Origin of the sequence: Streptomyces sp. NPDC006544 (assembly GCF_040611715.1) — a bacterium.
In the GTDB taxonomy this organism is placed as follows: Bacteria; Actinomycetota; Actinomycetes; order Streptomycetales; family Streptomycetaceae; genus Streptomyces.
On the sequence record NZ_JBEXOV010000014.1, the window covers coordinates 77,573 to 103,733 of the forward strand.

Consider the following 26,161-nt stretch of genomic DNA (forward strand, 5'->3'; position numbering starts at 1 on the left):
TCGGTGTGGCAGAAGCGGTGCACCACGCCGAGCGCGATCAGGGCGTCTTCCGGATGCGGAATCGATGCCCCTCTGTACGCGCGGCCCGGATGGAACCGGACGGAACCGCTGCCCCATCGAGTACACCTAACGAGGGAAACCAGTGACTCTTCATCACACGGAAGTCGCCTCTTCCGTACCGGCCGCCGACGAGGTGGACGGAATCCTCCGCGAACACCTCGCCGAGATATTCGCCGGCGACGCGGCGAACGCGGTCAGGGAGCAGTTCAAGAACGAGCACATCGTCCCGCTGCGCGGCTTCTGCCCGCCGGAGCTCCTCGCGGCCCTGCAGGCCGAGGCCGGCGGGATCATGGACGAGCACGGCGTGGACCGCAAGTTCACCTTCGAGATCACCGACAACTCGCCGCGTCAGATGACCACCGTGGGACAGCCGGTCATCAAGGAGCACGGCCCGCTCATCGACGCCCTGTACTTCTCCCCGGCGGTCAAGGACCTGCTGTCGGACGTGGTCGGCGAGGAGGTGCACACCTGCCCGTACGAGGGCGAGCACTACGTGATCAGCCGCCTCGGCAAGTCCGGTGACACCCACGGCTGGCACTGGGACGACTACACCTACGGCTTCATCCTCGTGCTGCACGCCCCGGACTACCGCGACGGCGGCTTCGTCCAGGCCGTCCCGCACACCTCGTGGGACAAGAAGAACCCCGACGTGCACGGCGCGCTGCTGAAGAGCCAGGTGCGCTCGTACGCCCTGGAAGCCGGTGACGCGTACATCGTCAAGACCGACACGACGATGCACCGCGTGTACCCGATCCGCGGCGAGAGCACCCGCACGATCGTCAACATGACGTGGGCCAACACCGCCGACCTGGGCCGCAACATCACCCACGAGACCAACGACGTCCTCTTCGGCGGCACCGGCGGCTCGACCGAGGCCAGCGAAACGGCTGTCGGCGTCTGATGGGCGCGCCACAGATCGAAGAGAACGGCCTCCGGGAGATCAGTCCGCGCGAGACGATGCGCGGCCTGCCCGGCTTCGTCCAGCCGTACCTGACCTGGATCACCGGCGTTCCGCTCGAGGGCGGCAAGCAGCTGATCCCCTGGAGCCCCGCGAAGGCCGGACTGCTCGGCCTCGGACAGATGGCCGCCGGCATCTCGGTCGGTGCCTGGGCCCTGCACCCGTTCACCGCCTGGTCGGTGCCGGTGCTCATCCTCTGCTGGCTGGTGACCAGCGGCGGCATGCGCCGCCTGGACGTCGTCGTGATCCACCAGACGCTGCACCGGATGTTCACCAAGTCGGCGCGCGGCAACCGGATCGTGGGCGAGCTCATCAGCACCTTCTTCTGGCGGTCGCCGTACGACGACAACCGCAAGGAGCACCTCGCCCACCACGCCTTCCCCTGTTCCCTCAAGGACGGCGACACGCACTACCTGCTGTCGACCGGTATGCGCCCCGGCATGACCCGCACGGAGTTCCGCAAGTACATCTGGGGGGCACTGTTCTCGCCCGCCCACCACTCGCGGTTCTTCTTCGGCCGGCTGAAGTCCAACTTCATCGGGGTCAAACCCCGGTACCGGCTGGTCATGTCGCTGGTCTACCTCGCCGCCACCGCCGCCTTCATCGCCCTCACCGGCTGGTGGATGGAGTGGCTGGTGCTGTGGCTGGTGCCGGTCTCGGTGTTCTTCCAGTCCTGCACGTACCTCTACACCATGACCGAGCACCGCTGGTGGCTGTTCGGCAACCACGAGCGGCTCCCCCGCGACCAGCGTGACCTGCTCACCTTCGGCCGCTTCTGCGGAGAGGCGGTGCCCGACGCGTCGGTGACCGGCCTGCGCAGGGCCGGGGCCTGGACCCGCTGGACCTTCCGGATGCTCGTCGTCCACTCCTCCTACCGGATGTTCGTGCTCGTCGGCGACACCGTCCAGCACGACCTGCACCACGTGATGCCGGCCTGCGACTGGGCCAACTCGCCCTGGATCAGGGCCGACGACGTCGGCAACCGGCCGGAGCGCTACACCGAGGTCTGGGGGTCGCTCGCCGACCACCTCCGCGCCGCGGGCCAGGTGGACAACGTCCTGACGGGCCTGCCCGAGGGCGTCGTCCCGACCGAGTGGAGCGAGTCGGCCACCCAGCTCGCCTCCGCTTCTGCCTCCTCCGCGCCTTCGGGCGCCGAATCACCGGGACAGTAACCATGAACCGTCGTGTACTTGTGGTGGACGGGACCGGTCGCGGTCATGCGATCTGCGATCTGTTCGTACGCACCGACCCGACCGTAACGGTCTATTACGGACCCGGCTGCGCGGCGTCCGACGAGCCGCGCATCGTCTCCGTGCCGCAGATCCGGCTGGACGATCCTGCGACCGCGCTGGACTTCCTCGCCGCGAACCCGGTGGAGTTCGTCTTCGTCTCCAACATCGACGCGCTCTCCATCGGCTACGCGGACGACCTCCGCGCCCACGGCCACCAGGTGATCGGCCCGTCGAGGGCGGCGGCCCGGCTGGAGACCAGCAAGGAGCAGGGCAAGGTCTTCTGCGTCGAACACGGGCTGCCCACCGCGCAGTACGCGGCGTTCAACGACCCCGACGCCGCGAGGAAGTACGTGCACGAAGTGCCGTACTCCTGCGTCGTCAAGACCGACGGCCTGACCCCTGACGGGGACGGCGCCATCGTCTGCACCACCCCGGCCGAAGCGGAGCGGGCCGTCTCCCGCTTCGCCGACGCCCAGGGCGAGGACTTCCACGTCGTGATCGAGGAGCGCCTCTACGGCCGGGAGATATCGGTGTTCGCGCTGCTCGACGGCGAGGACTACCTGATGTTCCCGACCGCGCTGGACTTCAAGCGGACGCTGGAAGGCGACGCCGGAGGCAACTGCGACGGCATGGGATCCCTCGCACCGCACCCGGACGTCTCGCCGGAGCTGGTCGAGGAGGTCCGGCGGGTCCTCCTCGACCCGCTGATGGCGGGACTGCGCGCGGAACAGCTCGACTACAGCGGCTTCGTGTACGTGGGCGCCATGCTCACGGCCGGCGGCCTGCGCGTCATCGAGATCAACGCACGCTTCGGCGACTCCGAGGCCGAGGCGGTCCTGCCCGCCGTACGCAGCAACTTCACCGAGCTCTGCGACGCCGTGCTGGCCCGGACCGTCGGGCGCCGGCAACTGGTGACCGACGACCTGGTGCGCTGCACCGTCGCCCTCACCCAGGGCAGCCTGGACCCGCTGGACGCGGACGCGGCGCCGGGCTGGCCGTTCGGCCGGTTCGAGACGGGTCAGCCGATCAGCGGTCTCGCCGAGGTCGACCAGGACCTGGCCCGGGTGTTCTACGCGAACGTCGCGCAGGACCCGCAGGGCCGGCCCGTCAGCAACGGCGGCCGGGTCCTGCACGTCGTCGGCGCCGGCGCCACCCTCGACGAGGCCCGCGCCCGCTCCTACGCACAGATCGCCAGGATCTCCTTCCCCGGGATGCGCTACCGCGCGGACATCGGGGTACTGCGGCAGCCCCTCACCGGCTGGACCCCGCAGGCACTGGCAGAGGCCGCGACACCGGCCGTAGCCGCACTTCCCTAACCCGCCCCGTCCCTGAGACCCAGGAAGGCACCGCAATGACCACAGCCGCCAGCACGACGGTCTTCGAGGAAATCGAGTCCGCCGTCCGTACCTACTCGCGGTCTTTCCCGGCCGTGTTCTCCACCGCGAAGAACGACACCCTCTACACCGCGGACGGGTCCCGCTACCTGGACTTCCTTTCCGGGGCGGGCTCCCTCAACTACGGGCACAACCCCGAGCCGGTGAAGGACGCGGTCCTCGGCTACCTCGAGCGCGACGGCCTGATGCACGGCCTCGACTTCTCGACCTCCGCCAAGGCCGAGTTCCTGACCGCGTTCCGCGATCTCGTCCTCAAACCCAGAGGCCTGTCCTACCGGGTCCAGTTCACCAGCCCGTCGGGCACCAACGCCGTCGAGGCGGCGCTGAAACTGGCCCGCCTGGTGACGGGACGCACCAACGTCGTGGCCTTCAGCGGCGGCTTCCACGGCGTCAGCACGGGATCCCTCGCGGCGACCGGCTCCGGCTACTACCGCCAGGGCCTGGAGAGCACCCTTCCGCAGACCACCCACATCCCGTACCCCGACTCCCCGCTCGGCAAGTTCGACAGCATCGACCTGCTCAAGATGCTCCTCGAGGACCCCAGCTCGGGCGTGGAGCTCCCGGCGGCCGTGCTCCTGGAGACGGTCCAGGGCGAGGGCGGTGTCTACCTGGCGCCCATCCCGTTCCTGCAGGACCTGCGCGAGGTCTGCGACCAGTACGGGATCCTCCTGATCGTCGACGACATCCAGGCCGGCTGCGGCCGGACCGGCTCCTTCTTCTCCTTCGAGCGGGCCGGCATCGTCCCCGACCTGGTCACCCTGTCGAAGTCCATCGGCGGCTACGGCCTGCCCATGGCCCTCCTGCTGATCAAGCCCGAGCTGGACATCTGGCGGCCCGGTCAGCACAACGGCACCTTCCGCGGCAACCAGCTCGCCTTCGTCGCCGCCACGGCGGCCCTGCGCCACTACTGGTCCGACGGTGCCTTCGCCGAGCAGGTCGTCAAGAAGGGCGCCCTGGTCCAGGAGTGCCTGGAACGCCGGGTCGAGGGCCGCTTCGGCGCCGAGGTGCGCGGCCTCGGCCTCATGTACGGCATCGACCTGAGCCCCGTACCGGGACTCGAGGCGTCCAAGGTCTCGCGGCTCTGCTTCGAGCGGGGCCTGATCGTCGAGACCTGCGGTCGCGACGGCGAGGTCCTGAAGCTGCTGCCGCCGCTCACCATCAGTCAGGTCACCCTCTCCACGGGGCTCGACATCATCATCTCCGCCATCACCGATCTGGCGACCGACGCAGAATGCGGGTCCACCACCTCATGAAGACCGCCGTCATCATTTCCACCCGGGGCTTCGGCGTCTTCCGCCGCGACCTCCTCGTCGACCCCTCCGAGGTCCGCCTGATCGGGATCTTCGCCGACCGCGACGTCGAGAACCTGGCCGCCGAGCAGCGCGAGTGGTTCGACCGGATCCACGTCGTGCGCTGCGGGCAGGACGACCCCACCCCCATGCTGTACTCGCTGGTCGACCTCGACGAGGCCCGGGACGCCGTGGGCGCCCTGGTCGCCGAGAACGGCACCGAGGACCTGAGCGTGCACTGCTACGACGAGCAGAACATGCTGGTCGCCGCCGAGATCCGCACGCACTTCGGGATCCGCGGCCCGCAGCTCGAGGACATCCTGCCGTTCCGCGACAAGATCCTGATGAAGGACCTGCTGCGCAAGGCCGGCGTGCGGGTGCCGAGGTTCGGCCACTACTCCGCCCAGCGGTTCGCCGAGGACGCCGAGGGCTACTTCCACGCGATCGCCGACGAGGTCGGCGTCCCCTTCATCATCAAGCCGACCGACGCGGCCGCCGCCGAGGGCGTCTACAAGATCTCCGACCTCCCCGGATTCCTGGCACTGGAGGGCGACTTCGGCCGGAACTACGAGTACGAGGAGTTCGTCGAAGGGACGATGTACAGCGTCAACATCGTCTCCCGCTCCGGCGCGACCGTGTTCGGCGGTGTCACCGAGTACCTGGTGAACTCCCTCGACGTCCCGGGCGGCAAGGTCAACGCCGACATCAACCTGATCGACTCCGACCCGCGGGTGGCCCGCATGGTCGCCTTCGCCGACCTGGCCCTCGACGCCCTGGGCCGGCCCGACGGCGGCTCGCACCTGGAGCTGTTCCTGACCGAGGACGACGAGATGGTCTTCCTCGAGGTCGCCGCCCGCTTCAAGGGCATGGCGGGACTCGCCGCGATGCAGCGCAACTACGGCGTCGCCTTCGTCAACCTGGCCTTCGAGATCGAGTCCGGGGTGCGGAGCCGCCCGTACGACGGCGAGCAGATCTACTGCTACGACGGCGTGGTGCCCAAGACGCACGGGACGGTCGCCGAGCTCATCGAGCCGGTGCTGGAGAGCGACGTCGAGATGACGTGGAAGGTCTCCGTGGGCGACCGCATCGAGAAGAGCAACTCGCTGCTGGCCAACGGCGGCACCTTCCTCGTCTCCAACAAGGACTACGAGGCGGCGTACCGCGACTTCCGGCGGCTGGCCGACTACCGGCCGATCCGCTACGCGCAGGCCGGCTGACTCTCCCTCTCTTCCTGGCAAGGACCACTTCTCATGACGCAAGCTTTCGTTCTGCTCGAACTCCTCAACCACATGGTGCTGGTGGCCAAGGAGGCCAAGGCCCGCGGCCACCGGATCGTCGCCCTCAACCACGACCCCCTGCGCGACTCCGGCCCCTTCGCGGTGCCCGAGGGGCTGATCGACGAGCTGATCAGCATCGATTCCTGGTCCGACGGAGACCTGATCACCAAGATCGTCACCGATGTGCACGAGCGCTACGAAGTCGTCGGCACCTACGCCGCCTTCGAGGCGGTCCTGCCGTACGAGGCCGCGCTGCGCGAGCTCGCGGGCCTGCCCAACAACGGCGAGCGCAACGTCGTGGAGGTGCTCGACAAGGCCGCCGTGCGCAGCAAGCTGCGCGGTGCGGGCCTCTCCGGCCTGGGCTCGGCCACCCTGACCGAGGCGCTGACGTGGACCGAGTGGCCCTTCCGGGCCGGGGCCGTCCTCAAGCCGTCGAACGGGACGGGCAGTTCCCTGTGCTTCCGGGTCTCCTCCCTCGCCGAGCTGCGCGCGGCCGCGGAGCAGACCCGGTCCGTCACGGTCGTGAACCCGCTGATGAAGGACTACATCCACCAGCACGGCGAGTTCGTCCTGGAGGAGGAGGCCGCCGGCGAGCTGCTGTCGGTGGAGTCCCTCGTCGACCGCGGCGAGGTGCACGTCCTCGGCCTGACCGGCCGCTACGTCCTGGCCTCCGACCCGGTCGTGGAGATGGGCCTGCAGTTCCCGTACCACCACCCGCGCAGCGCGGAGATCATCGCGAAGGCCAAGGCCATCCACCACGCCATGGGCGTCGTGCACGGTCCCACGCAGATCGAGTTCATGGTGCCGGAGGAGGGCGACGTCGAGCTGATCGACTTCAACGTCCGCAGCGCCGGAACCGCTTCCGTCGTCACCATCGGCGAGGCCTTCGGTACCCGGCACGAGGTCGCCCTGACCGATCTGGCCTGCGGGATCAGCCCGGACGTGTCGTTCCTGGAGCGCCCGACCCGGTTCTCCACCGAGATGCTGCTGCTGCCGCCGCCCGGCGCCACCGTCATGACCGAGGTGACCTTCCCCGAGTCGGCGATCTGCTGCCGCCTCACCAAGACGCCCGGAGCCGCCCTGTCCGGCCGGGCGGACCAGCTCGACGCCGTGGCCATGTTCGTCGTCACCGCCGACACCGCGGCCCAGGTGCACACCGCCGCCGTCGAGGCCCGTCACGCCACCGTCTTCGACGGCGCGCCCCTGGGCGACAACCCCAACAACCGCCTCTCGAGCTCCCCGCTCATCGGGCAAGACCTGACCCGGCGGTACTGACCGTGCCGGGCACCGAGGAGGCGAAGGAGAATCCCATGGCCGGATCCGCCGTTCACGACCCCACCATCCTGATCGTCGGCGGCCGTCCGGAGGCGCTGAGGAAAGCCGGCGCCCTCGGCCTCAGGACCGTGTTCGTGCAGCACAAGGACCGGCTGCTGCCCGGCCAGGTCGAGGCCGCCGACGTCACCCTGCTCATCGACTACACCGACTGGGAGACCGCGGCGCCGCTCATCCGCGCCGCCCACGAGGTGTACGGGTTCACCTGGGCGATGTCCCTGGCCGAGCCGGCCCTGGAGACCGTCGGGCGGATCAACGACCTGCTGGGCCTGGAGGGCACCCCGCACGCGGTGGTCCGCCGGTTCCGCGACAAGCTGGAGATGCGCGGCGTCCTGGCCGGGGCCGGGCTGGCCGACGTGGCCGCCGAACTCGTCGACGGCCCCGAGGCCCTCACCGCGTTCGGCGAGGCGCACGGCTACCCGCTGATCCTCAAGCCGGTGGACGGCCTGGGCAGCCGGGGCGTGACCAGGATCGACGGACCGCAGGAGGTGTCCGGGGCCTGGGAGAGGGCCGCGAGCCTGCGCGGGCGCACCGACCTGGAGCTGTCGCAGTTCCATCCCGTGGACCGCTTCCTCGTGGAGCAGTACATCGACGGCCCCGAGTACAGCGTCGAAGCGGTCTCGTCGAAGGGCGCGCACGCGGTGGTGGCCATCACCGAGAAGATCACCGACGGCGCCGTCGAGCGGGGCCACGCCCAGCCGGCCCGGCTCACCGCCGGGCAGGAGAGCGAACTCGTGGCGTACGTGGGCGAGTTCCTGACCGTCATGGGACTGCGGGACGGGCTGTCGCACACCGAGGTGCGCCTGTCGTCCGCCGGGCCGCGCGTCATCGAGTCGCACGACCGGGTCGGCGGCGGCCGGATCATGGACCTCACCCGGCACGTGCACGGGGTCGACCTCGAGGAGTACGCGGTGGCCGGGCCGTTCGGCCTGCTGCCGCCGCTGCCCGCGGCCCCGGCTCCCCGGGCCGGCGCCGCGGCCGCCACCCGGTTCCTGACCGCGGAGCCGGGCGAGGTGGTCGAGGTGCAGGGTCTGGACGAGGTCCGTGCCCATCCCGGCCTGCTCGACGTGGACCCCGGCGTGTCGCCCGGTGACCTGGTCAGGCCCGTGACGGAGAACTTCGACCGCATCGGCCAGCTCGTGGCGCGGGCGGACACGACCGACGCCGCGGTGGAGCTGTGCGAGGCGCTGGTCGGCAAGATCACCGTGCGGACCCGCCCCACCACGACCGACTGATCCGGCGCAGCCGGGCCCGGACCGGGCCCGGCTACCGCCACGTCCCGACACGTAACGCCACGTCCCGCCGCTCCGGCCGCCCCCGCGGCCCACGCGGCCCCGCGGCTCCCGGGCGTCCGCCGCGCCCTCCACCCCCCGCCCCCTGGCTCGCCCCGCCCTCTCGACGACGCTGTGAAGGAACCCCCCATGACGAACACGACCGCGAATCCTCCCGGGCCGACACCGCCCCCTCAGGGTGAGAGCCTGATGTCCCGGCTGGGGCTTCCCCAGATGACGGGCCAGGGCAACCTCGTCGGCGCGCACGCCATCGACAGCGTGGGCAGCGGCCTGGTCCTGGCCTTCATCGTGGTCTATTTCTCGCAGACCACGACGCTGTCGCTGCCGGCCATCGGCGCCGCGCTCACCCTGGCGCGGTTCCTCGCCTTCCCCACCGCGATCGTGGTCGGCCCGCTGATCGACCGCTTCGGCGCGCGCACGGTGGCCGCCTGCGGCAACGTCGTCTCGGCCGTGGGCTTCGGCGGGTTCCTCCTCGCCGACGAGGTGTGGAAAATCGTGGTCGTGGCACTGCTGACCCAGGCGGGCCAGGCCGCGTACTGGACGAGCAGCAGCGGCCTGGTGGTTCTGGCCGCGAAGGACGGCGAGCGGCCCCGCTGGTTCGGCTTCGTCCGCGCCCTGCGCAACATGGGCCTGGGGCTCGGCGGCGCCATCGCCGCCTTCGCCGTGGGCGTCGGCGGCCGGGCCGGCCTGGACGGGGTCGTCATCGCCAACACCCTCAGCTTCGTCCTCGGCGCCGCCCTCCTCCTCACCTGGCGGCCCGACGCGGAAGCCGCGGCGAGGGCGGCGGCCGCCTCCGCGAAGACCACGGACGAACCGCCCGCGAAGGTCTCGTACGCCACCGTGCTGCGCGACCGTCCGTACATGACGATGGTCTCGCTCAACCTGCTGTGCGTCTTCGGCGCGATGCTCAACAGCGTGCTGCTGGCCGTCTACATCATCGAGGGGCTGCACCGCGGCGCGTGGCTGGCGGGCACCCTGCTCGTCCTCAACACCATTCAGGTGGCCGTGACCCAGACGGTCGTCAGCAGGCAGCTGGAGCGCTTCCGCCAGACCCGCCTGATCGCGTTCGCCTGCGGACTCAACATCCTCGCCTTCGGGATCTTCGGCGCGCTCAGCATGTCCCCGAGCTGGCTCGTGGTCGCCGGGCTGTACGTGGCGATGTTCATCTACACCCTCGCCGAGATCGTCCAGGCCCCGCCGATGGACGACCTCAGCGTCTCGCTGGCTCCGCAGCACGCACGCGGCCGCTACCTGGCGGTCTTCCAGCTCTCCTGGACGGTCGGCCAGACCCTGGCTCCCGGACTGCTCACCCTGCTGCTCTCCAAGGGAGCGGTCTGGCCCTGGGTCTTCCTCGTCTGCGCGAGCACGATCGGGATCCCGCTGGTCCTGCGGCTGGAGCGGATGATCGCCGCCCGCGACGCGCAGGCGGCGCAGCCGCAGAACGGGCCGGTCGCGGCCACCGCCTGACCCGCCCCCGTCCCCTGCGCCCCGCACGCCCCGGGAGCCCCGCTCCGGCCGCCGGCCGGTACGGGGCTCCCGGCGCGACCCCGCGGTCGGGCGGGGACCTATCCGATGACGAGGTTCTTCTCGCGGATGAGGTAGCCCAGCTGGAGCCGGCTCTCCGCGCCCACCCGGGCCATGATGTCCGAGACGTGGCGCTGGCAGGTGCGCACCGAGATGCCGAGCGTGCGCGCCACGGCCCTGTCGTCGGCGCCCTCGATGAGCAGGCTCATGATCGCCTGCTTGGTCTGGTCGGTGAGGTCCTGGACCACGGGCCGGTCGCGGCCCTGGTCGATCGGCTCGCCGCGGACCCACAGCAGTTCGAAGACCTGGACCATGAAGGTGCAGATGCCCGCGTCGCGGATGAGGACGGCCCCGCCGCTGGTGTCGCCGAGCGGGATGACGGCCGTCTCGCGGTCGAACACCAACAGGCGCGTGAGGCCGCCCGTGATCGTGCGGATCTGGGCGCCGTGGGAGGTCAGCAGCGCCGCGTGCTGACTGGTGTCCGCGTCGAAGCGGGCCGAGTACTGGTAGAGCGTCCTGAGCTTGATGCCCCGGCCGAGCAGGTCCAGGTCGCGGCCGGCGGACTCCGTGAGCTCGTCCTTGGGGCGGGGCCCTCCCGGCTGCGCGGCCAGTACCTCTTCTTTACAGGTGACGGCCAGCTGGGTGAGCGTTTCCCGGATCGTGGAAACCGAGGTGATCCACTCCAGCGCGGGGGCCTTCCCGGCGCCCGCGTGCGCGTACACGGAGGACAGCGACTGGATCTGATCACGCAGCAGCGACAGCCGCCGGCGTTCCTCGAGCAGCCGCGACTCGTGCGCGTTGAGCGTGCTGATGGAGGTTTCGGACGGGGAGACGGCGGTGACCAGTTCGGTCCCGATCCGGCGCAGCAGGCCGAGCTCGAGCAGCGTGTCCAGGGCCTCGGCGGCCTCGTCCGGGCTGCATTCGGCGGCGAGCGCGGCATTGCCGACGTTCAGTACGGTCCGGTGCGCGATCCACCGGTACAGCTCCATGGCTATGGGATGGAGGGTGGGCACAGCGTCGATCAGGCCAAGGGGGTCGGTACCGTTTTGGTTCATTTTGGGGCTGTCTCTCTTGCGACAGTCTTGATCACGGTCGATCGGATCTTGCCACCTGCGGCTTGCTCACGCCAGGCGCCGAGTCCGCTCCCTCCGGGTCCGGCGCCTCCCGCTCGGCTCTCTGCCGGCTCCCGCTCACCGGGCGGTCCCCGCCGGTCCGGGCGCCCGGTTGGTCCGTATGTGCGCACCCCGGGGGAGCGCCGCGTGACCGCCCGCCCCCTCGGCCGTTGTCACGTCATGACCAAGACCCAGCGCATCCTCGCCGCCTTCGCCCTCGCGGGGGCCGCCGCGGGCCTCGCCGCACCCGCCGCCACCGCCGCTCCCCTCGCCCCGCTGACCCTCCCGGACCTGCCGACGGCGGCCCCGGGGATGCCGCAGGGCGCCACGCCGTCCTCGGTGCCGGAGATCGCCGGCCGGCTGAGCGGCGGCCTCAACGAGCTCAACCAGCTGATGGAGCTGCCGAACCAGCTGGCGCCCGTGATCGCCCCGGTCCAGCCCCTCACCGACCTGGCCGGCGGCCTGGAGTAGGCACGCGCCCGGCCGGGAACGCGAAGAAGGCCCCGGCCGGAGCCGGGACCTTCGACGACTGGGACGGGGGAAGTGGCATCGGGGGGACAAGCCACTTCCCCCGACGCGGACGGAACCTGCCAGTCCGAGCCGCAGTCAGGGGGGAAGCTTGCGGCTCGGACCCCGCAGTGAGGTCCTGTCCCTCACCCACCGCTTTCCTGCCAGAACCGGTGGGCTCGGGTTCAAGTCTGCGCCTCCCCCCGTATCCGCCGCACCGGCAAAGGGCCTGGACCGCCGGGCCATTGGTCCATAAAGGGCAGGTGAGGGTTCGAACACCACCGGTTAGACTCACCCGACCTTGCAGGACCGGTTGGGGAGGCCGACAGCGCACGTGGAAACCAAGAAGCTGATCTCGGGCGCCCTCACGGTCTTCGTCCTCTTCGTCATCATCACTCAGCCCAAAAAAGCCGCCGATATGGTGGGAATCGGGTTCCAGGGGCTCTCGGACGCGGCGAACGCGATCGGCGAGTTCATGACCGAACTGGTGCGCTGAACCCGTACGCCGAAGCGGTTTCCGGACATTCCGGCCCCCCACTCCGACGGGTGGGGGGCTTTTCGCGTTCCCGCAGACGGGTCAAGGCGCCCACTTATGCACAGTTTTGCCCTCAACACGGCAATTTACGGTGCTTGCACACAGTGCACACTCTTGTGATGCTATGACCGCTTTTGACAGATGAGTTGATGACGTGACGTGAAGGGGTGGCGTGACCGTGCCGGCCAGTACAGCGCCTCAGGTGCCGCCCCAGCAGGATTCCCAGCTGGACTCGCGGGCGGACACCCAGCCGGACCCGGAGCCGGAGGCACTCCAGGGCCCGCGCCCGGACCTCTGCCCGGACCCGCGTCCGGGCCCCCCGCAGGACCCGCGCGCCGAGCCCCGCCCCGAGGCGGGCCGGGACCCGCGGCCGGAATCCCACGTACCGCCCCAGCAGGAGGCGCCCGCGGGGCCTCCTGCCACCGCGCGGCCGCAGAGCACCCGGGGCGCCGACACCCGGGCCCTCACCCAGGTGCTGTTCGGCCAGCTGAAGGACCTGGAGCCGGGCACCCGCGAGCACACCCGCGTGCGCTCGGCGCTGATCGAGGCCAACCTCCCGCTCGTCCGGTACGCGGCCGCCCGCTTCCGCAGCCGCAACGAGCCGATGGAGGACGTCGTCCAGGTCGGCACGATCGGGCTGATCAACGCGATCGACCGGTTCGACCCCGAGCGCGGGGTGCAGTTCCCGACCTTCGCGATGCCGACCGTCGTGGGGGAGATCAAGCGGTACTTCCGCGACAACGTCCGCACCGTCCACGTCCCGCGCCGCCTCCACGAACTGTGGGTCCAGGTCAACGCCGCCACCGAGGACCTCACCACCCTCCACGGCCGCACCCCGACCACCGCGGAGATCGCCGAACGGCTGCGCATCGGCGAGGACGAGGTGCTGTCCTGCATCGAGGCCGGCCGCAGCTACCACGCGACCTCCCTGGAGGCCGCCCAGGAGGGCGACGGGCTGCCGGGCCTCCTCGACCGCCTCGGCTACGAGGACCCCGAGCTGGCCGGGGTCGAACACCGCGACCTCGTCCGCCACCTCCTCGTACAACTGCCCGAGCGCGAGCAGCGGATCCTCCTCCTGCGGTACTACAACAATCTGACGCAGTCGCAGATCAGCGCCGAGCTCGGCGTCTCGCAGATGCACGTATCCCGACTGCTCGCCCGGAGCTTCGCCCGACTGAGATCCGCAAACAGGATCGAGGCGTAACCGGATCGAGTGGGGGTCATTCTCCACTTTTCCCTACACAACCGCTCCAATACGCCCTAGAGCAGGCCTATCGTGCTCTGTCGCTGGAGATACATGTCGACATGGCGCTACAGCGTGTTGCCGACATGTGACATTCTGCTGGAACCGCGTTTGCCGCAGCCCCGCCTCCGGTATTCAGGTGGAGGCTGCGTTCCTCCGACGGGCGCGCAGAGAAGCGCGACCGTCCGCGACCTCAAGGGGGTGGCATGTCCGTAGACCAGGGCAGCTCGAAGGTGCTCACGCTCGTCACGCGTGAAATGCCGGCAGTGTCCAACCGCTCGGAAGCCATCGACACCACCCGCATTGACACCCGCACCCTCTCCCGCTCCCTCTTCCGCCGACTTGCCGATCTCGACGCGGACAGCCCGGAGCGGGCGTACGTGCGGGACACCCTGATCGAGCTGAACCTCCCCCTCGTGCGGTACGCCGCGGCCCGCTTCCGCAGCCGCAACGAGCCGATGGAGGACATCGTCCAGGTCGGCACGATCGGGCTGATCAAGGCCATCGACCGGTTCGACTGCGAGCGCGGCGTGGAGTTCCCGACGTTCGCGATGCCGACGGTCGTCGGTGAGATCAAGCGCTTCTTCCGCGACACCTCCTGGTCCGTGCGCGTCCCGCGCCGGCTCCAGGAACTTCGCCTCGCCCTCACCAAGGCCAGTGACGAGCTCGCCCAGAAGCTCGACCGCTCGCCGACCGTGCCGGAGCTCGCCGCCGTGCTCGGGGTCTCGGAGGAGGACGTGGTCGACGGCCTCGCCGTCGGCAACGCCTACACCGCCTCCTCGCTCGACTCGCCCTCCCCCGAGGACGAGGGCGGCGAGGGCTCGCTCGCGGACCGGCTGGGGTACGAGGACACCGCGCTGGAGGGCGTCGAGTACCGCGAGTCGCTCAAGCCGCTGCTGGCCAAACTGCCTCCGCGGGAACGGCAGATCATCATGCTGCGGTTCTTCGCGAACATGACGCAGTCGCAGATCGGCGAGGAGGTCGGCATCTCCCAGATGCACGTCTCCCGGCTGCTCACGCGCACGCTCGCGCAGCTCCGGGTCGGCCTCATCGGCGAGTAACCGCCCCGGCCGGCGGGCAATCCACGACGCCGGCTTCCCAATTGACGGCACGTCAGGAACACTGCCCGGATGCGAAAGGCATCGCGGTCAGCCGCCCTCCTCGCCCTGTGCTGCACGGCCTCCGCCGCCCTCACCGGCTGCGGCGGCCCGGCGCGCGAAGGCTACGTGGCCGTGGGCGCGGCGGCCGCGGTCCCCGAGCGGGGTGCGGGTGAGAACATCGCGCCGAAGGGCGGGGTGGAGTTCCAGCCCCTGCCCCCGGCGACGGCGGGAGCCGGCGCCTCCTCAGCTTCTTCGGGCAGTACGTCGACCGGTGCCCCGGGGGACCGGCCCCCCGGTGGCTCCGCCCCGGGCGGAGCCACGGCCACCGCACCCGGCGGCTCCGGGAACCGGCCCGGCGCCACCCCCGGTGCGAGGCAGCCCACCACGCCGGGCGCGGCCCCCGGCGGCTCCACCGGATCCCCGGGCGCCCCCGCCCCCGGCACGCCGTCGGGCCCCGCCACGAAGCCGGGCACCACCGCCCCGGCGCCGCCCACGGGCGCGCAGCTGAGCGTCGGCGCGCCGGTCCGTACCGCCGCGGCCGACCGCTGGTGCGAGCAGGTCACCGTGTCGTTCGCCAACACCGGGGGCACCGCGGCCCGGTCGGGCACGGTCGCCTTCGCGACGCACATCATCGGCGCGCTCGGCGTCGACTGGGCCACGATCACCTCGACCCAGCCCCTGCCCGCGCCGATCGCGGGCAACACGACGAAGACGCAGACCTACCAGGTCTGCGTCGAGGCCTGGCGCGTGCCCCTGGGCATGCGCGTGGAGACCCAGAAGGTCACGGCCACCTGGAGCTGACGCGCCGCGTCAGAGCGCGAGCCAGGCCACGATGCCGATGAGGAGCACCGCGGCGAGCCCGACGCCCACCCACAGTCCCGCGCCCGGTCCGGACTTCCGTGCGGCCCGCTGCTGCATCCGCGCGCCCGGGACGGCGGGGGCCGGCACCGGCTCCTCGACGAACGCCCGGAACATCTGGGTGCTGCCCGCGGGGTCGTAGTCGCCCTCGGGAGCCGGTGAGTTGTGGTTCGAGTTGTGATTCGCAGCCATGCGCAGGACCCTAGCGGGTTTTCCGATTCCTTTACCGCCCCACCCCCGGATTCATTTGCCTGTAACAACCATCTGCTTCTATGGTTGCCCGAAGCAACGACATTCGAAGGGGGCTGCCCGGTGACCGCACCGACCACATCCGCCAGGCCGGCCGCTTCGGCGTCGGCCTCCGCTTCGCTCTCGGCCTCTGCTCCGGTCTCGACCCCGAAGCCGGTCTCGACCCAGGCTTCGGCCCCGGCTCCGGTCTCGGCTTCGGCTTCGGCCACGCCCGCCACCCGCTACGCGGAGCTGGCCCGCCAGCTCACCGGAATCGGCGCCGTCAAGCGCGACCTCGCCCGGATCCTGCCCGCCGACTGCCCGCCCGGCGCGGCAGCCGTCCTCACGGTCCTCGACCGCCACGGCGAGATGCGGCTCGGCCGCCTCTCCGAGTTCATGGCCGTCGACATCTCGGTGACCAGCCGCCACGTCACGCACGTCGCCGACCACGGCTGGATCACCCGCGACACCGACCCCGTGGACGCCCGCTGCCGCATCCTGCGCCTCACCCCGGCCGGCCGCACGCTCCTCGCCGAGCTCGGCGCCCGCCACACCTCCGCGCTGGAGAAGGCCCTGGCCGGCTGGTCCCCCGCGGACATCGACCACCTCAACATCCTGCTGGCCCGACTCCGATCGAGCTTCTGAGCACAGACAGAAGGAAACACATGGCTACGACCACACCCCCCGGTGTGCGGGGAGACGGCCGGTCGGGGACCCACTCCGACAGCGCGCCCATGACCCACCCGCAGATCATGAAGGCACTCTCCGGGCTGATGCTCGGCATGTTCGTGGCGATCCTCTCCTCGACGATCGTCTCGAACGCCCTGCCCCAGATCATCAGCGACCTCGGCGGCACCCAGTCCTCCTACACCTGGGTCGTCACCGCTGCCCTGCTCTCGATGACGGCGGCGACCCCGCTGTGGGGCAAGCTGTCCGACCTCTTCAGCAAGAAGCTGCTGGTCCAGATATCCCTGGTGATCTACGTCCTCGGCTCGATGGTCGCGGGCATGTCCCAGAACACCGGCATGCTCATCGCCTGCCGCGTCGTCCAGGGCATCGGCGTCGGCGGCCTCTCCGCCCTCGCCCAGATCGTCATGGCCGCGATGATCTCCCCGCGCGAACGCGGCCGGTACAGCGGCTACCTCGGCGCGGTCTTCGCCGTCGCCACCGTCGGCGGCCCGCTGCTCGGCGGCGTCATCACCGACACCAGCTGGCTCGGCTGGCGCTGGTGCTTCTACGTCGGCGTCCCCTTCGCGGTCATCGCGCTGATCGTGCTGCAGCGCACCCTGCACCTGCCCGTCGTCCGCCGGGACGTCAAGGTCGACTGGCTGGGCGCCTTCCTGATCAGCGGCGCGGTCTCGCTGCTGCTGATCTGGGTGACCCAGGCCGGCACCTCGTACGACTGGATCTCCTGGCAGACCTGGGCGATGACCGGCGGGGCGCTCGTGCTCGGCCTGCTCTTCCTCCTCGCCGAGTCCAAGGCGAGCGAGCCGATCATTCCGCTGCGCCTCTTCCGCAACAAGACCATCAGCCTCGCCTCGGCCGCCTCGCTGTTCGTCGGCATCGCGATGTTCTCGGGCACGGTCTTTTTCAGCCAGTTCTTCCAGTTGGCCCGCGGCGAGTCCCCCACGATGTCCGGAATCCTCACGATTCCGATGATCGGCGGGCTCTTCGTCTCCTCCACCGTTTCCGGTCAGGTGATCACCAAGACCGGAAAGTGGAAGGCCTGGCTGGTCTCCGGCGGCGTGCTGCTGACGGCCGGCCTCGGCCTGCTGGGCACCCTGCGGTACGACACCGCGTACTGGCACATCGCGATCTTCATGGTGCTGACCGGCCTCGGTCTCGGCATGATGATGCAGAACCTCGTCCTCGCCGCGCAGAACCAGGTGGCCCCCCAGGACCTGGGCGCCGCGAGCTCCGTCGTCACCTTCTTCCGCTCCCTCGGCGGCGCGGTCGGCGTCTCCGCTCTCGGTGCGGTCATGGCCAACCGGGTCACCCACTACGTCCAGGACGGCGTGGCCGCGCTCGGCCCGAAGGCCGTCGCGGCCATGGGCCACGGCGGCACCGGCGGAGGCGGGATCCCCGACCTCGGCAAGCTGCCCCCGCCGCTGCGCACGGTCGTCGAGTCGGCCTACGGCCACGGCGTCGGCGACGTCTTCCTCTACGCCGCCCCCACCGCGCTCCTCGCGCTGGTGCTCGTGGTGTTCATCAAGGAGGTCGCCCTGAAGTCCAAGCCGGTGGGCCACGCCCCGGCGGCCGCACCGTCGAAGTGACGGCCGCACCGCCACGGGCCCGCGGCCGCTACTCGGCCGCGGGCCCCGCGTGCACCTCGATGCCGGCGATCAGGACGTCGAGCGCGCGGCAGAAGTCCCCCTCGGGCGGTCGCCGTACGGCCGCTCCGCAGCCGTACAGGAACTGCGAGACGGCCAGATGGGCGCCCGTCCGCACCGCGCCCGTCAGCCCGGTGGCGTCCAGCAGCCGGTGCAGGGAGGCGTCGAAGGCCCGCGCGTGCGGGCCGATGTTCGGATACGCGGCCGTCAGCGGAGCCACCCACGGGTGCTCCGCCAGCAGCACCCGGTAGCCACGGGCCAACGACCGGAGCCGACCGGGCCAGCCCTCTCCGGGCGGCCCGGCCGGCCCCTCCAGTTCGCCGAGGGCACGGTCCAGGGCGAGTTCGAGCAGATCGTGCTTGGTGTCCACGTACCAGTACAGGGACATCGCACTGACTCCGAGCTCGGCGGCGAGGCGCCGCATGGAGAACCGGGCCAGCCCCTCCGCGTCGAGCAGCCGCACGCTCGCGGCGGTGATCCGGTCCCGGTCGAGCCCGGAGGGCGCCTCGCTGCGCCGCCTGGCGCGGGGGGCGGGACGTGCGGCCACCCACACACTGGCCCGGGCCTTGCCGGGATCGGCCGCGGTCACCATGGAGGCACCCTCCTCACGACAGCTGGTTCAGCCCGGAATGCCCGGTCCGCCCCCTTGATGCTAGGGCCTGACCCGCGGGTTTCGTCAGGTTCGGGAGCGCACTGGTCAAGACGTTCCGGAAGTCGGCGCAGTGAGGTCGTAGAAGGTGGCCCCGCCGACCGTGGACGCCTTGAAGTTGGCTGCCACCCAGGTCTCGATGCCGCTGCTGGCGCCCCCGCCGGGGCCGGCGCCGCCGCCACGCGCCGCCGTCCCGGTCTCACGGGCGCCGCCCGCCGCACCACCGGCTCCGGCACCGCCGGCCCCGCTCTGGGCGATGAACCAGTGGATCCTGCCGGCCTCCACGTACTCCTTGAACTGTTCCAGCGTCGGCGACGGGTCGCTGCCGTTGAAGCCGCCGAGCGGCATCACCGGCTCACCCGACGCCAGCTGGTAACTCGCCGCGTTCTGCGCTCCGGTGGTCGCCGCCGCCCAGGTGTACCGCCCCGCGTCGGCGCGCAGCGCGGCCGTGGCCTCGGCGCTGGTCCTGGTCCCGCCGAGCAGACCGCCCATGCCGCCTCCCATGCCCCCGAGGAACCGCTCGGGCCGGCCGCCGCCGGCCGGTGCCCGGCCGCCCTGTGCCTGGCCGCCCTGCGGCTGGCCCCCCGGGGCCTGGCCGCCGGGAGCCCGGCCGCCCGGTCCGCCCGCGCCCGGGGGCATGCCCTGAAGTGCGGCCCCTCCAGCCGGGGCGCCCTCGCCCGGCAGGTGGACGCGCATTCCCCCCGGGCCGCCCCGGCCCCCCGCGACCGCGGGCCCGGCCGTCACGATGGACCCGGTGTGCGCGGTGGTCGCGGTGGTCAGGCAGTACGCGAGGGGCCCGGCCAGTGCCGCCGCCAAGCCGACTGCCGCCGCGCCGAGCGCGGCACGCCGGCCCAGCCGGGCGGTGAACGGCAGCGCGAGCGCCGCGCCGAGTCCGGCGACGAGCACACCCCGGCGCAGACCGGGCGCGTACCCGGCGGAGCGCCCGAGCAGCACGAACGCCCAGTACGACGTGAGGGCGAGGGTCCCGGCCAGGGTCAGGGACGCGGCCCGGCCGCCCCGCTCCTCCCACAGGACGGCGAGGCCCATGCCCACGAGCGCGGCCACGAAGGGGGCCAGGGCGACGGTGTAGTACTCGTGGAAGATCCCCTGCATGTAGCTGAAGACGAGTCCGGTGATCAGCAGCGCGCCGCCCCAGGCGAGGAAGGACGCGCGGGCCATGCTCTCCAGCGAGTCGGTGGCCCGGCGGGCGCGCCGGGTGATCACGAGGCCCGCGACGAGCAGCACCAGGGCGGCGGGCAGCAGCCAGGAGATCTGGCCGCCGATGGTGGACGAGAACAGCCGGTCGATGCCGGTCTCTCCCCAGCCCATCCCCCCGCCGCCTCCGGCACCGCCACCGCCGCCCGGGCGGCCGCCTCCGCCGACGCTGCCGGTCTCCTCGCCGTTGATCCGGCCCAGACCGTTGTAGCCGAGGGTCAGTTCCAGGAAGGAATTGTTCTGCGAACCCCCGATGTACGGGCGGGAGGCGGCGGGCCACAGTTCGACGATCGCCACCCACCAGCCGCCGGCCACCACCGTCGCCAGCCCGGACACCAGCAGCTGACCCAGACGCCTGCGCAGCCGGGCCGGCGCGCAGACCGCGTACAGCAGGGCCAGCGGCGGCAGAATGACGAACGCCTGCAGGGTCTTGGTCAGGAAGGCGAGGCCGACCGCGACCCCCGCCCACACGAGCCACTTGGTGTGCGCGCCGTCGAGGGCCCGCAGCACGCAGTACACGGTGACCGTCATCAGCAGGGCCAGCAGCGCGTCGGGGTTGTTGAAACGGAACATCAGCGCGGCCACCGGCGTGAGCGCGAAGACCGCTCCGCTGATCAGGGCCGCGGCCGGGCCGAACTGCCGGCGTACGGCGGCGTAGAGCACGGCGGTGGTGCCCACGCCCATCAGTGCCTGCGGCACCAGGATCTGCCAGGCGCCGAGCCCGAAGAGCCGAACCGACAGCATCATCGGCCACAGTGCGGCCGGGGGCTTGTCGACGGTGATGGAGTTGCCCGCGTCGGAGGAGCCGAAGAAGAAGGCCTTCCAGCTCTCGCTGCCCGCCTGGACGGCGGCGGAGTAGAAGGAGTTGGCGTAGCCCGATGCGCCGAGGTCCCACAGCAGCAGGACGGCGGTGGCGATCAGCAGCCCGGCGAAGGCGGGGCGCTCCCAGCGCGGCCGGTCGGCGTGTGACCTGGCGGCCTGGGCGGGCGGGTGGAGCGGCAGTGCTGCCGTGGTCATCAGGAGTCGTCCTTCTCAGGAGTGGCGCGCCGTTCGGGGAAGACCCAGGCGCGGAAGAGCAGGAACCTCAGCACGGTGGCGGCGAGGTTGGCGGTGATCAGAACGGCCAGTTCGGTGCCGTGCGCCGGACTGCCGCCCGCGGCGGCCAGCGCGGCGAGCGACCCGCTGGTCAGGGCGAGCCCGATGGCGAACACCACGAGCCCCTGGGCCTGGTGGCGCACGGCGCGGTCGCGGCCCCGGACGCCGAAGGTGAGCCGGCGGTTGGCCGCGGTGTTGGCGACGGCGGAGAGCAGGAGCGCGGCCGCGTTGGCGAGCTGGGGCCCGGCGACGGTCCGGGCGGCGGAGTAGAGCAGCAGGTAGAGGAGGGTGGAGAGCGCTCCGACGACGCAGAACCCGAGCAGCTGGCGGGCCAGCCCGCGCGGCACCCCCGGCAGGGCGGTGCGATCACGCGGATCGTCACCGAAGGGGCGGGCGAGCCGGTCGAGCGGCAGCGCGCCGAGAGCCAGCGCCCGGCCCACCCGCCAGACGCCCTTGATGTCCTCGGCGGCGGTCCGGGCGATGTGGACGGTGGAATCCGGATCGTCCACCCAGTCCACCGGCACCTCGTGGATCCGCAGTCCAGCCCGCTCGGCGAGGACCAGCAGCTCGGTGTCGAAGAACCAGCCGGAGTCCTCCACGAGCGGCAGCAGCCGCTCGGCGACCTCCCGCCGGATGGCCTTGAAACCGCACTGGGCATCGCTGAAGCGGGCGGACAGAGAAGAGCGCAGGAGCAGGTTGTAGGCGCGGGAGACGAACTCTCGCTTCGCTCCCCGGACCACCCGGGAGGAGGGGGCCAGCCGGGTACCGATGGCGAGGTCGGAGTGGCCGGAGATCAGCGGGGCGACCAGCGGCAGCAGGGCGTTGAGGTCGGTGGAGAGGTCCACGTCCATGTACGCGAGGACGGGCGCGTCGGAATCCGACCACACGGTGCGCAGGGCCCGCCCGCGGCCCTTCTCCTCGAGCCGGGTGCTGCGTACCCCGGCGACGCCCGCGGCGAGGGCCTGCGCGACCTCGGAGGTGCGGTCGGTGCTCGCGTTGTCCGCGATGGTGATGCGGAAGGGGTACGGGAAGGTCCGGGTGAGGTGCTCGTGCAGCCTGCGCACACAGGGCCCGAGGTCCTTCTCCTCGTTGAAGACGGGGATCACCACGTCGAGGACGGGCTCACCCGGTACGGGTGCGAGGGGCGCCCGCACCGGGAGGGCTCCGGGAGAGGTGTCGGTTGGCATGCTCCGAGCCTCCCGGCCGGGGCTGTCACCGCTGTGTGCTGACCCTGTGCCCCGTCTGTGAGTCGCTGTCGCGGCCACCCGCGGCAGCGACCGCGCCGAGGGGGAGCAGCACCTCGAAGCAGGTCCGGCCCGGTCGGCTGTGCACCTCGACCCGGCCGCCGTGGGCGGAGACCACGGCCTGGACGATGGCGAGGCCGAGCCCGGTGGAGCCCGCGGCGCGGGACCGGGAGGCGTCGCCGCGGGCGAACCGCTCGAAGACGTGCGGCAGCAGGGCGGGCGGGATCCCCGGGCCGTCGTCCTCGATCCGGAGCCGGACGGCGGATGTTTCACGTGAAACACCGGCCGCCGGGACGGGGGATGTTTCACGTGAAACGCGTGCCGTCACGACCGTCCCGGGCGGGGTGTGGGTGCGGGCGTTGGCCAGCAGGTTGACCAGGACCTGCTGGATCCGCGCCGGATCGCCGTGCACGGGGGCGGGATCGTCGGGGAGTTCCAGGCGCCAGTGGTGGTCGGGGCCGGCTGCCCGGGCATCGCTGACGGCGTCCACGACGAGCGGAGACAGGTCGGTGTCGCAGGTGGACATCGGTCGGCCCGCGTCCAGCCGCGCCAGCAGCAGCAGGTCCTCCACCAGGCCGGTCATCCGGGTGGCCTCGGACTCGATCCGGCCGAGCGCGTGACGGGTGTCCGGACCGGGCTCCTCCCGGCCGCGACGGGTCAGTTCGGCGTAGCCGCGGATCGAGGCCAGCGGAGTGCGCAGCTCGTGGCTGGCGTCGGCGACGAACTGCCGGACCCGCGTCTCGCTCTGCTGGCGGGCGGTCAGGGCGGAGGAGACGTGGCCGAGCATCCGGTTGATGGCGGCGCCCACCTGTCCGACCTCGGTCCGCGGATCGGCCTCGGCGTCGGGGACCCGCTCGTGCAGGACGGGTTCGCCGCTGTGCAGGGTGAGCTCGGAGACCCGGGTGGCGGTGACGGCCACCCGCCGCAGCGGGCGCAGGGCGACGCCGACCACTGCCTGCCCGGCGAGGGAGGCCGCGATCAGCCCGGCGAGGGTGACACAGATCTCGACCGCGACCAGGGTGCGCACCGTGGAATCCACCTCGACGAGCGGGAAGCCGAGGACGAGGCTCCGGTCGGGCCCGGTCAGCACCCGGTAGCCGCCGAGGCCCGGCAGATGCAGCTCGACCGGCTCCGGGCGGTCTCCGGTGGCCGTGCGGGCGGCTTGGCCGAGGGCCGCCATCTGTGCTTCGGTGAGGAACGGATGGCTTCCGGGTCCTGATCCGCCGAGGGCCGCACTGCGGTCGCTGCGCGCGCTGCCGATGACCTTCCCCGCGGGGTCCAGCCGGATCCCGACGGCCCCCAGCGGAGATCCCGGTGCCAGCACGAAGTTGAGGCTGCCTTCCCGGCTGAGCTTGCCCGCGCCGGGGCCCCGGCTCGCCATCTCCACGGAGAAGCGCAGCTGCTCGTCGACCTTGTCGACCAGGTACGAGCGCAGCGCGAGGGTGGTGACGGTGCTGATGGCCGCGCACACGACGGCGATGAGGGCCACGGCCGAGACCACCAGCCGGGTCCGCAGGGACCAGGGCCGCCCGGCGCGACCGGCACGCCCGGCCCGATCGGCGCGCCCGGCGTGCCCGCCCCGCCCGGGCAGGCACGGCACGCGGAGGGCCACTACTCGGCCGGCTTGATCAGATAGCCGGCGCCCCGCCGGGTGTGGATCAACGGCGGGAGGCCGGTCCCCGCCTCCAGCTTGCGCCGCAGGTAGGAGATGTACAGCTCGACGACATTGGCCTGGCCGCCGAAGTCGTAGGACCACACCCGGTCCAGGATCTGCGCCTTGCTCAGCACCCGGCGCGGATTGCGCATCAGGTACCGCAGCAGCTCGAACTCGGTGGCGGTCAGGTGGACCTCCTGACCGCCCCGGCTCACCTCGTGACTGTCCTCGTCGAGCCGCAGGTCGCCGACCTCGAGCACCGACCCGCCCCGGGCGGCCTGCGCGGCGCCGGAGCGCCGGACCAGGCCGCGCAGCCGCGCCACGACCTCTTCCAGGCTGAACGGCTTGGTGACGTAGTCGTCGCCGCCCGCCGTGAGGCCCGCGATGCGGTCCTCGACCGAGTCCTTGGCGGTCAGGAACAGCACCGGGACCTGGGGTAGCTCCCGCCGCAGCCGGCCGAGGACGGCCAGCCCGTCCATGTCGGGAAGCATGATGTCGAGGAGTACGACATCCGGCCTGAACTCCCGTGCGGCGCGCACCGCACCCGCCCCGTCGCCCGCGCTGCGGACCTCGCAGCCCTCGTAGCGCAGAGCCATGGAGAGCAGTTCGGAAAGGGCGGCCTCGTCGTCCACGACGAGGACCCGGCACGGCCGGCCGTCGGGCCGGACGAGAGCCGTGTGGTGGCCGGCGGACGTGGACGCGTGGGAGGTGGTCGTCGCAGTCATGCGTACACGCTGACCGCCGCCCGTGAGAGCGCTCTTGCCTGAACCTGTGAATTTGCTGAGAAACCCCTCCCGCCCCTCAGGCCAGGTGGAACAGCCGGGCGCCGTTGTCGTGGCAGACCGCGCGCAGCCAGTCGTCACCGAGGCCGAGCCGCTCGAGGGCGTCGAGCTGGTGCTCGTAGGGGTAGGGAATGTTCGGGAAGTCGGTGCCCAGCAGGATCCGGTCACCGAGGTCGGCGAGCCGGCCGCGGTCCTGCGGCGGGAAGCCCTCGAACTGCTCGGAGAAGTCGGTGAAGGCCATGGTGGTGTCGAGCCGTACCTCGGCGTACCGGTCGGCGAGGCCGAGGAAGTCGGAGTACTCGGGCATCCCCATGTGCGCGATGATCAACGGCAGCCGGGGGTGGCGGGCCAGCAGCCGCGCGATCGGTTCCGGTCCGGTGTGCTTGCCCGCGACGGGTCCCGAGCCGCAGTGGACCACGATCGGGATCCCGGCCTCCGCGAGCAGCCCCCAGACCTGGTCGAGCCGGTCGTCGTTGGGGTCGTAGCCGCCCACCTGGAGGTGCGCCTTGAAGACCCGCGCCCCCGCCCCGACGGCCTGGCGCACGTACTCCCGCACCCCGTCCTCCGGGAAGAACGTCGCGGTGTGCAGGCAGTCGGGGGTGCGGGCGGCGAAGTCGGCCGCCCAGGAGTTGAGCCAGGCGGCCATCGCCGGCTTGTGCGGGTAGAGCATGGAGGTGAAGGCCCGGATCCCGAACTCCCGCAGCAGCGCGACCCGCTGCTCCTCCTCGTGGCGGTAGGTGATGGGCCACGCGACGCCGGTCAGCGGGCCGACCGCGTCGAAGTAGTCCCACACCTTGTCCAGCACGCGCGCGGGCATGAAGTGCGTGTGTACGTCGACCAGCCCGGGTACCCCGAGCCGTTCCCGGAAGGCCCGGACGGCCTCAGCTGTGGCTGTGGTCACGGACAAAGCCATGGCTCCGCTCCACCGTCGCGATGTGCAGGGTGTAGCTCTCGTACCAGTCCGCCCGGCCCTGCCGCATGGCCGCCTGGTGATCCATGTCCCGCCGCCAGTCGCCGAGGGATTCGTGGTCCCGGAAGTAGGCGACGGTGATGCCCAGTCCGCCGGGGGTACGCGCCGACTCGTAGCCGAGGAAGCCCGGATTGGCGCCGACGAGCTCGGTCATCCGGTCGAGGGTCTCGGCGTATCCGCTGTCGTCAGCGGTCCGCAGGCTCGTGAAAACACTTATGACGTACGGCGGTTCGAAGGCCGGCACAGGCTGGATGCTCATGCCCCCACCCTCGGCGGGACCG

24 protein-coding genes are annotated in these 26,161 nt (G+C 71.5%); 15 read left to right on the top strand and 9 right to left on the bottom strand.

What is annotated here, in order from left to right:
* Nucleotides 1-142 precede the first annotated feature (142 nt).
* The 8 genes from ABZY44_RS09875 (at nt 143) to ABZY44_RS09910 (ending at nt 10,301) form a co-directional block, all read left to right on the top strand.
* Nucleotides 143-961, top strand: a complete 819-nt coding sequence (locus ABZY44_RS09875) for an ArpA protein (protein ID WP_356651773.1) — start codon at nt 143-145, stop codon at nt 959-961.
* On the top strand, nt 961-2,190 hold the full coding sequence (locus tag ABZY44_RS09880) for a fatty acid desaturase (protein ID WP_356651775.1): 1,230 nt from the start codon (nt 961-963) through the stop codon (nt 2,188-2,190). Before ABZY44_RS09875 ends, ABZY44_RS09880 begins: the two co-directional genes overlap by 1 nt.
* 2 nt (nt 2,191-2,192) lie before the next feature.
* Nucleotides 2,193-3,566: a phosphoribosylamine--glycine ligase gene (gene purD, locus ABZY44_RS09885; protein WP_356651777.1), complete on the top strand. Its 1,374-nt coding sequence runs from the start codon at nt 2,193-2,195 to the stop codon at nt 3,564-3,566.
* Between the two features lie 35 nt (nt 3,567-3,601).
* Complete coding sequence (gene ectB / locus ABZY44_RS09890; RefSeq protein ID WP_356651779.1) at nt 3,602-4,897, top strand: diaminobutyrate--2-oxoglutarate transaminase; 1,296 nt, start codon at nt 3,602-3,604, stop codon at nt 4,895-4,897.
* Entirely contained in the window at nt 4,894-6,150 is a 1,257-nt protein-coding gene (locus ABZY44_RS09895; RefSeq protein WP_356651781.1) for an ATP-grasp domain-containing protein, read from the top strand. The genes ectB and ABZY44_RS09895 overlap by 4 nt, the downstream gene beginning before the upstream one ends.
* Nucleotides 6,151-6,183: 33 nt before the next feature.
* Entirely contained in the window at nt 6,184-7,485 is a 1,302-nt protein-coding gene (locus ABZY44_RS09900; protein WP_356651783.1) for an ATP-grasp domain-containing protein, read from the top strand.
* A gap of 35 nt (nt 7,486-7,520) precedes the next feature.
* Nucleotides 7,521-8,777, top strand: coding sequence for an ATP-grasp domain-containing protein (locus ABZY44_RS09905; protein WP_356651784.1), 1,257 nt, complete (start codon nt 7,521-7,523; stop codon nt 8,775-8,777).
* 186 nt (nt 8,778-8,963) lie between these two features.
* Nucleotides 8,964-10,301 carry an MFS transporter gene (locus ABZY44_RS09910; protein ID WP_356651786.1) on the top strand — a complete coding sequence of 446 codons (1,338 nt, stop codon included), beginning with the start codon at nt 8,964-8,966 and terminating at the stop codon, nt 10,299-10,301.
* A 98-nt stretch (nt 10,302-10,399) separates the two neighbouring features.
* Here ABZY44_RS09910 and ABZY44_RS09915 read toward each other — a convergent pair whose 3' ends face one another.
* A complete protein-coding gene (locus ABZY44_RS09915) occupies nt 10,400-11,413 on the bottom strand; it encodes a helix-turn-helix transcriptional regulator (protein WP_356651788.1) in 1,014 nt (337 codons plus the stop codon).
* Between the two features lie 204 nt (nt 11,414-11,617).
* On the opposite strand from ABZY44_RS09915, the gene ABZY44_RS09920 reads away from it, so the two are divergent.
* The 5 genes from ABZY44_RS09920 (at nt 11,618) to ABZY44_RS09940 (ending at nt 15,656) form a co-directional block, all read left to right on the top strand.
* Nucleotides 11,618-11,941, top strand: a complete 324-nt coding sequence (locus tag ABZY44_RS09920) for a hypothetical protein (RefSeq protein WP_356651790.1) — start codon at nt 11,618-11,620, stop codon at nt 11,939-11,941.
* Between the two features lie 370 nt (nt 11,942-12,311).
* On the top strand, nt 12,312-12,473 hold the full coding sequence (locus tag ABZY44_RS09925) for a hypothetical protein (protein ID WP_356651792.1): 162 nt from the start codon (nt 12,312-12,314) through the stop codon (nt 12,471-12,473).
* A gap of 217 nt (nt 12,474-12,690) precedes the next feature.
* The gene (locus ABZY44_RS09930; RefSeq protein WP_356651794.1) at nt 12,691-13,716 is read left to right on the top strand and encodes a SigB/SigF/SigG family RNA polymerase sigma factor; all 1,026 of its coding nucleotides are present in this window, start codon (nt 12,691-12,693) and stop codon (nt 13,714-13,716) included.
* 245 nt (nt 13,717-13,961) lie between these two features.
* The gene (locus tag ABZY44_RS09935) at nt 13,962-14,816 is read left to right on the top strand and encodes an RNA polymerase sigma factor SigF (protein ID WP_356651796.1); all 855 of its coding nucleotides are present in this window, start codon (nt 13,962-13,964) and stop codon (nt 14,814-14,816) included.
* A gap of 69 nt (nt 14,817-14,885) precedes the next feature.
* Nucleotides 14,886-15,656, top strand: coding sequence for a hypothetical protein (locus ABZY44_RS09940; RefSeq protein ID WP_356651798.1), 771 nt, complete (start codon nt 14,886-14,888; stop codon nt 15,654-15,656).
* A gap of 9 nt (nt 15,657-15,665) precedes the next feature.
* On the opposite strand, the gene ABZY44_RS09945 is transcribed toward ABZY44_RS09940, so the two are convergent.
* Nucleotides 15,666-15,905: a hypothetical protein gene (locus ABZY44_RS09945; protein ID WP_356651800.1), complete on the bottom strand. Its 240-nt coding sequence runs from the start codon at nt 15,903-15,905 to the stop codon at nt 15,666-15,668.
* 288 nt (nt 15,906-16,193) lie between these two features.
* On the opposite strand from ABZY44_RS09945, the gene ABZY44_RS09950 reads away from it, so the two are divergent.
* The gene (locus ABZY44_RS09950; RefSeq protein ID WP_356651841.1) at nt 16,194-16,586 is read left to right on the top strand and encodes a MarR family winged helix-turn-helix transcriptional regulator; all 393 of its coding nucleotides are present in this window, start codon (nt 16,194-16,196) and stop codon (nt 16,584-16,586) included.
* 20 nt (nt 16,587-16,606) lie between these two features.
* Nucleotides 16,607-18,214, top strand: coding sequence for an MDR family MFS transporter (locus ABZY44_RS09955; protein ID WP_356651802.1), 1,608 nt, complete (start codon nt 16,607-16,609; stop codon nt 18,212-18,214).
* Between the two features lie 28 nt (nt 18,215-18,242).
* On the opposite strand, the gene ABZY44_RS09960 is transcribed toward ABZY44_RS09955, so the two are convergent.
* The 7 genes from ABZY44_RS09960 to ABZY44_RS09990 form a co-directional block, all read right to left on the bottom strand.
* The gene (locus tag ABZY44_RS09960; RefSeq protein ID WP_356651804.1) at nt 18,243-18,863 is read right to left on the bottom strand and encodes a TetR/AcrR family transcriptional regulator C-terminal domain-containing protein; all 621 of its coding nucleotides are present in this window, start codon (nt 18,861-18,863) and stop codon (nt 18,243-18,245) included.
* A 105-nt stretch (nt 18,864-18,968) separates the two neighbouring features.
* Complete coding sequence (locus ABZY44_RS09965; RefSeq protein WP_356651806.1) at nt 18,969-21,152, bottom strand: glycosyltransferase family 39 protein; 2,184 nt, start codon at nt 21,150-21,152, stop codon at nt 18,969-18,971.
* Entirely contained in the window at nt 21,152-22,417 is a 1,266-nt protein-coding gene (locus ABZY44_RS09970) for a glycosyltransferase (protein WP_356651808.1), read from the bottom strand. Before ABZY44_RS09970 ends, ABZY44_RS09965 begins: the two co-directional genes overlap by 1 nt.
* Before the next feature lie 25 nt (nt 22,418-22,442).
* Nucleotides 22,443-23,975: a HAMP domain-containing sensor histidine kinase gene (locus ABZY44_RS09975; RefSeq protein WP_356651810.1), complete on the bottom strand. Its 1,533-nt coding sequence runs from the start codon at nt 23,973-23,975 to the stop codon at nt 22,443-22,445.
* Between the two features lie 110 nt (nt 23,976-24,085).
* Nucleotides 24,086-24,853 carry a response regulator transcription factor gene (locus ABZY44_RS09980; RefSeq protein WP_356651812.1) on the bottom strand — a complete coding sequence of 256 codons (768 nt, stop codon included), beginning with the start codon at nt 24,851-24,853 and terminating at the stop codon, nt 24,086-24,088.
* A gap of 76 nt (nt 24,854-24,929) precedes the next feature.
* Nucleotides 24,930-25,823 (bottom strand): amidohydrolase family protein, encoded by an 894-nt coding sequence (locus tag ABZY44_RS09985; RefSeq protein ID WP_356651814.1) that lies wholly within the window; start codon nt 25,821-25,823, stop codon nt 24,930-24,932.
* Complete coding sequence (locus ABZY44_RS09990) at nt 25,792-26,139, bottom strand: antibiotic biosynthesis monooxygenase (RefSeq protein ID WP_356651816.1); 348 nt, start codon at nt 26,137-26,139, stop codon at nt 25,792-25,794. Before ABZY44_RS09990 ends, ABZY44_RS09985 begins: the two co-directional genes overlap by 32 nt.
* Nucleotides 26,140-26,161 lie beyond the last annotated feature (22 nt).

What these genes read in the sequence shown, in the direction of transcription:
- ABZY44_RS09960 (WP_356651804.1), bottom strand. Translation starts at nt 18,863, where the DNA reads ATGGTGACCGCGGCCGATCCCGGCAAGGCCCGGGCCAGTGTGTGGGTG.
- ABZY44_RS09985 (WP_356651814.1), bottom strand. Translation starts at nt 25,823, where the DNA reads ATGGCTTTGTCCGTGACCACAGCCACAGCTGAGGCCGTCCGGGCCTTC.
- ABZY44_RS09945 (WP_356651800.1), bottom strand. Translation starts at nt 15,905, where the DNA reads ATGGCTGCGAATCACAACTCGAACCACAACTCACCGGCTCCCGAGGGC.
- ABZY44_RS09970 (WP_356651808.1), bottom strand. Translation starts at nt 22,417, where the DNA reads ATGCCAACCGACACCTCTCCCGGAGCCCTCCCGGTGCGGGCGCCCCTC.
- ABZY44_RS09915 (WP_356651788.1), bottom strand. Translation starts at nt 11,413, where the DNA reads ATGAACCAAAACGGTACCGACCCCCTTGGCCTGATCGACGCTGTGCCC.
- ABZY44_RS09980 (WP_356651812.1), bottom strand. Translation starts at nt 24,853, where the DNA reads ATGACTGCGACGACCACCTCCCACGCGTCCACGTCCGCCGGCCACCAC.
- ABZY44_RS09880 (WP_356651775.1), top strand. Translation starts at nt 961, where the DNA reads ATGGGCGCGCCACAGATCGAAGAGAACGGCCTCCGGGAGATCAGTCCG.
- ABZY44_RS09935 (WP_356651796.1), top strand. Translation starts at nt 13,962, where the DNA reads ATGTCCGTAGACCAGGGCAGCTCGAAGGTGCTCACGCTCGTCACGCGT.
- ABZY44_RS09940 (WP_356651798.1), top strand. Translation starts at nt 14,886, where the DNA reads ATGCGAAAGGCATCGCGGTCAGCCGCCCTCCTCGCCCTGTGCTGCACG.
- ABZY44_RS09910 (WP_356651786.1), top strand. Translation starts at nt 8,964, where the DNA reads ATGACGAACACGACCGCGAATCCTCCCGGGCCGACACCGCCCCCTCAG.
- ABZY44_RS09895 (WP_356651781.1), top strand. Translation starts at nt 4,894, where the DNA reads ATGAAGACCGCCGTCATCATTTCCACCCGGGGCTTCGGCGTCTTCCGC.
- ABZY44_RS09990 (WP_356651816.1), bottom strand. Translation starts at nt 26,139, where the DNA reads ATGAGCATCCAGCCTGTGCCGGCCTTCGAACCGCCGTACGTCATAAGT.
- ABZY44_RS09955 (WP_356651802.1), top strand. Translation starts at nt 16,607, where the DNA reads ATGGCTACGACCACACCCCCCGGTGTGCGGGGAGACGGCCGGTCGGGG.
- ectB (WP_356651779.1), top strand. Translation starts at nt 3,602, where the DNA reads ATGACCACAGCCGCCAGCACGACGGTCTTCGAGGAAATCGAGTCCGCC.
- ABZY44_RS09905 (WP_356651784.1), top strand. Translation starts at nt 7,521, where the DNA reads ATGGCCGGATCCGCCGTTCACGACCCCACCATCCTGATCGTCGGCGGC.
- purD (WP_356651777.1), top strand. Translation starts at nt 2,193, where the DNA reads ATGAACCGTCGTGTACTTGTGGTGGACGGGACCGGTCGCGGTCATGCG.
- ABZY44_RS09900 (WP_356651783.1), top strand. Translation starts at nt 6,184, where the DNA reads ATGACGCAAGCTTTCGTTCTGCTCGAACTCCTCAACCACATGGTGCTG.
- ABZY44_RS09965 (WP_356651806.1), bottom strand. Translation starts at nt 21,152, where the DNA reads ATGACCACGGCAGCACTGCCGCTCCACCCGCCCGCCCAGGCCGCCAGG.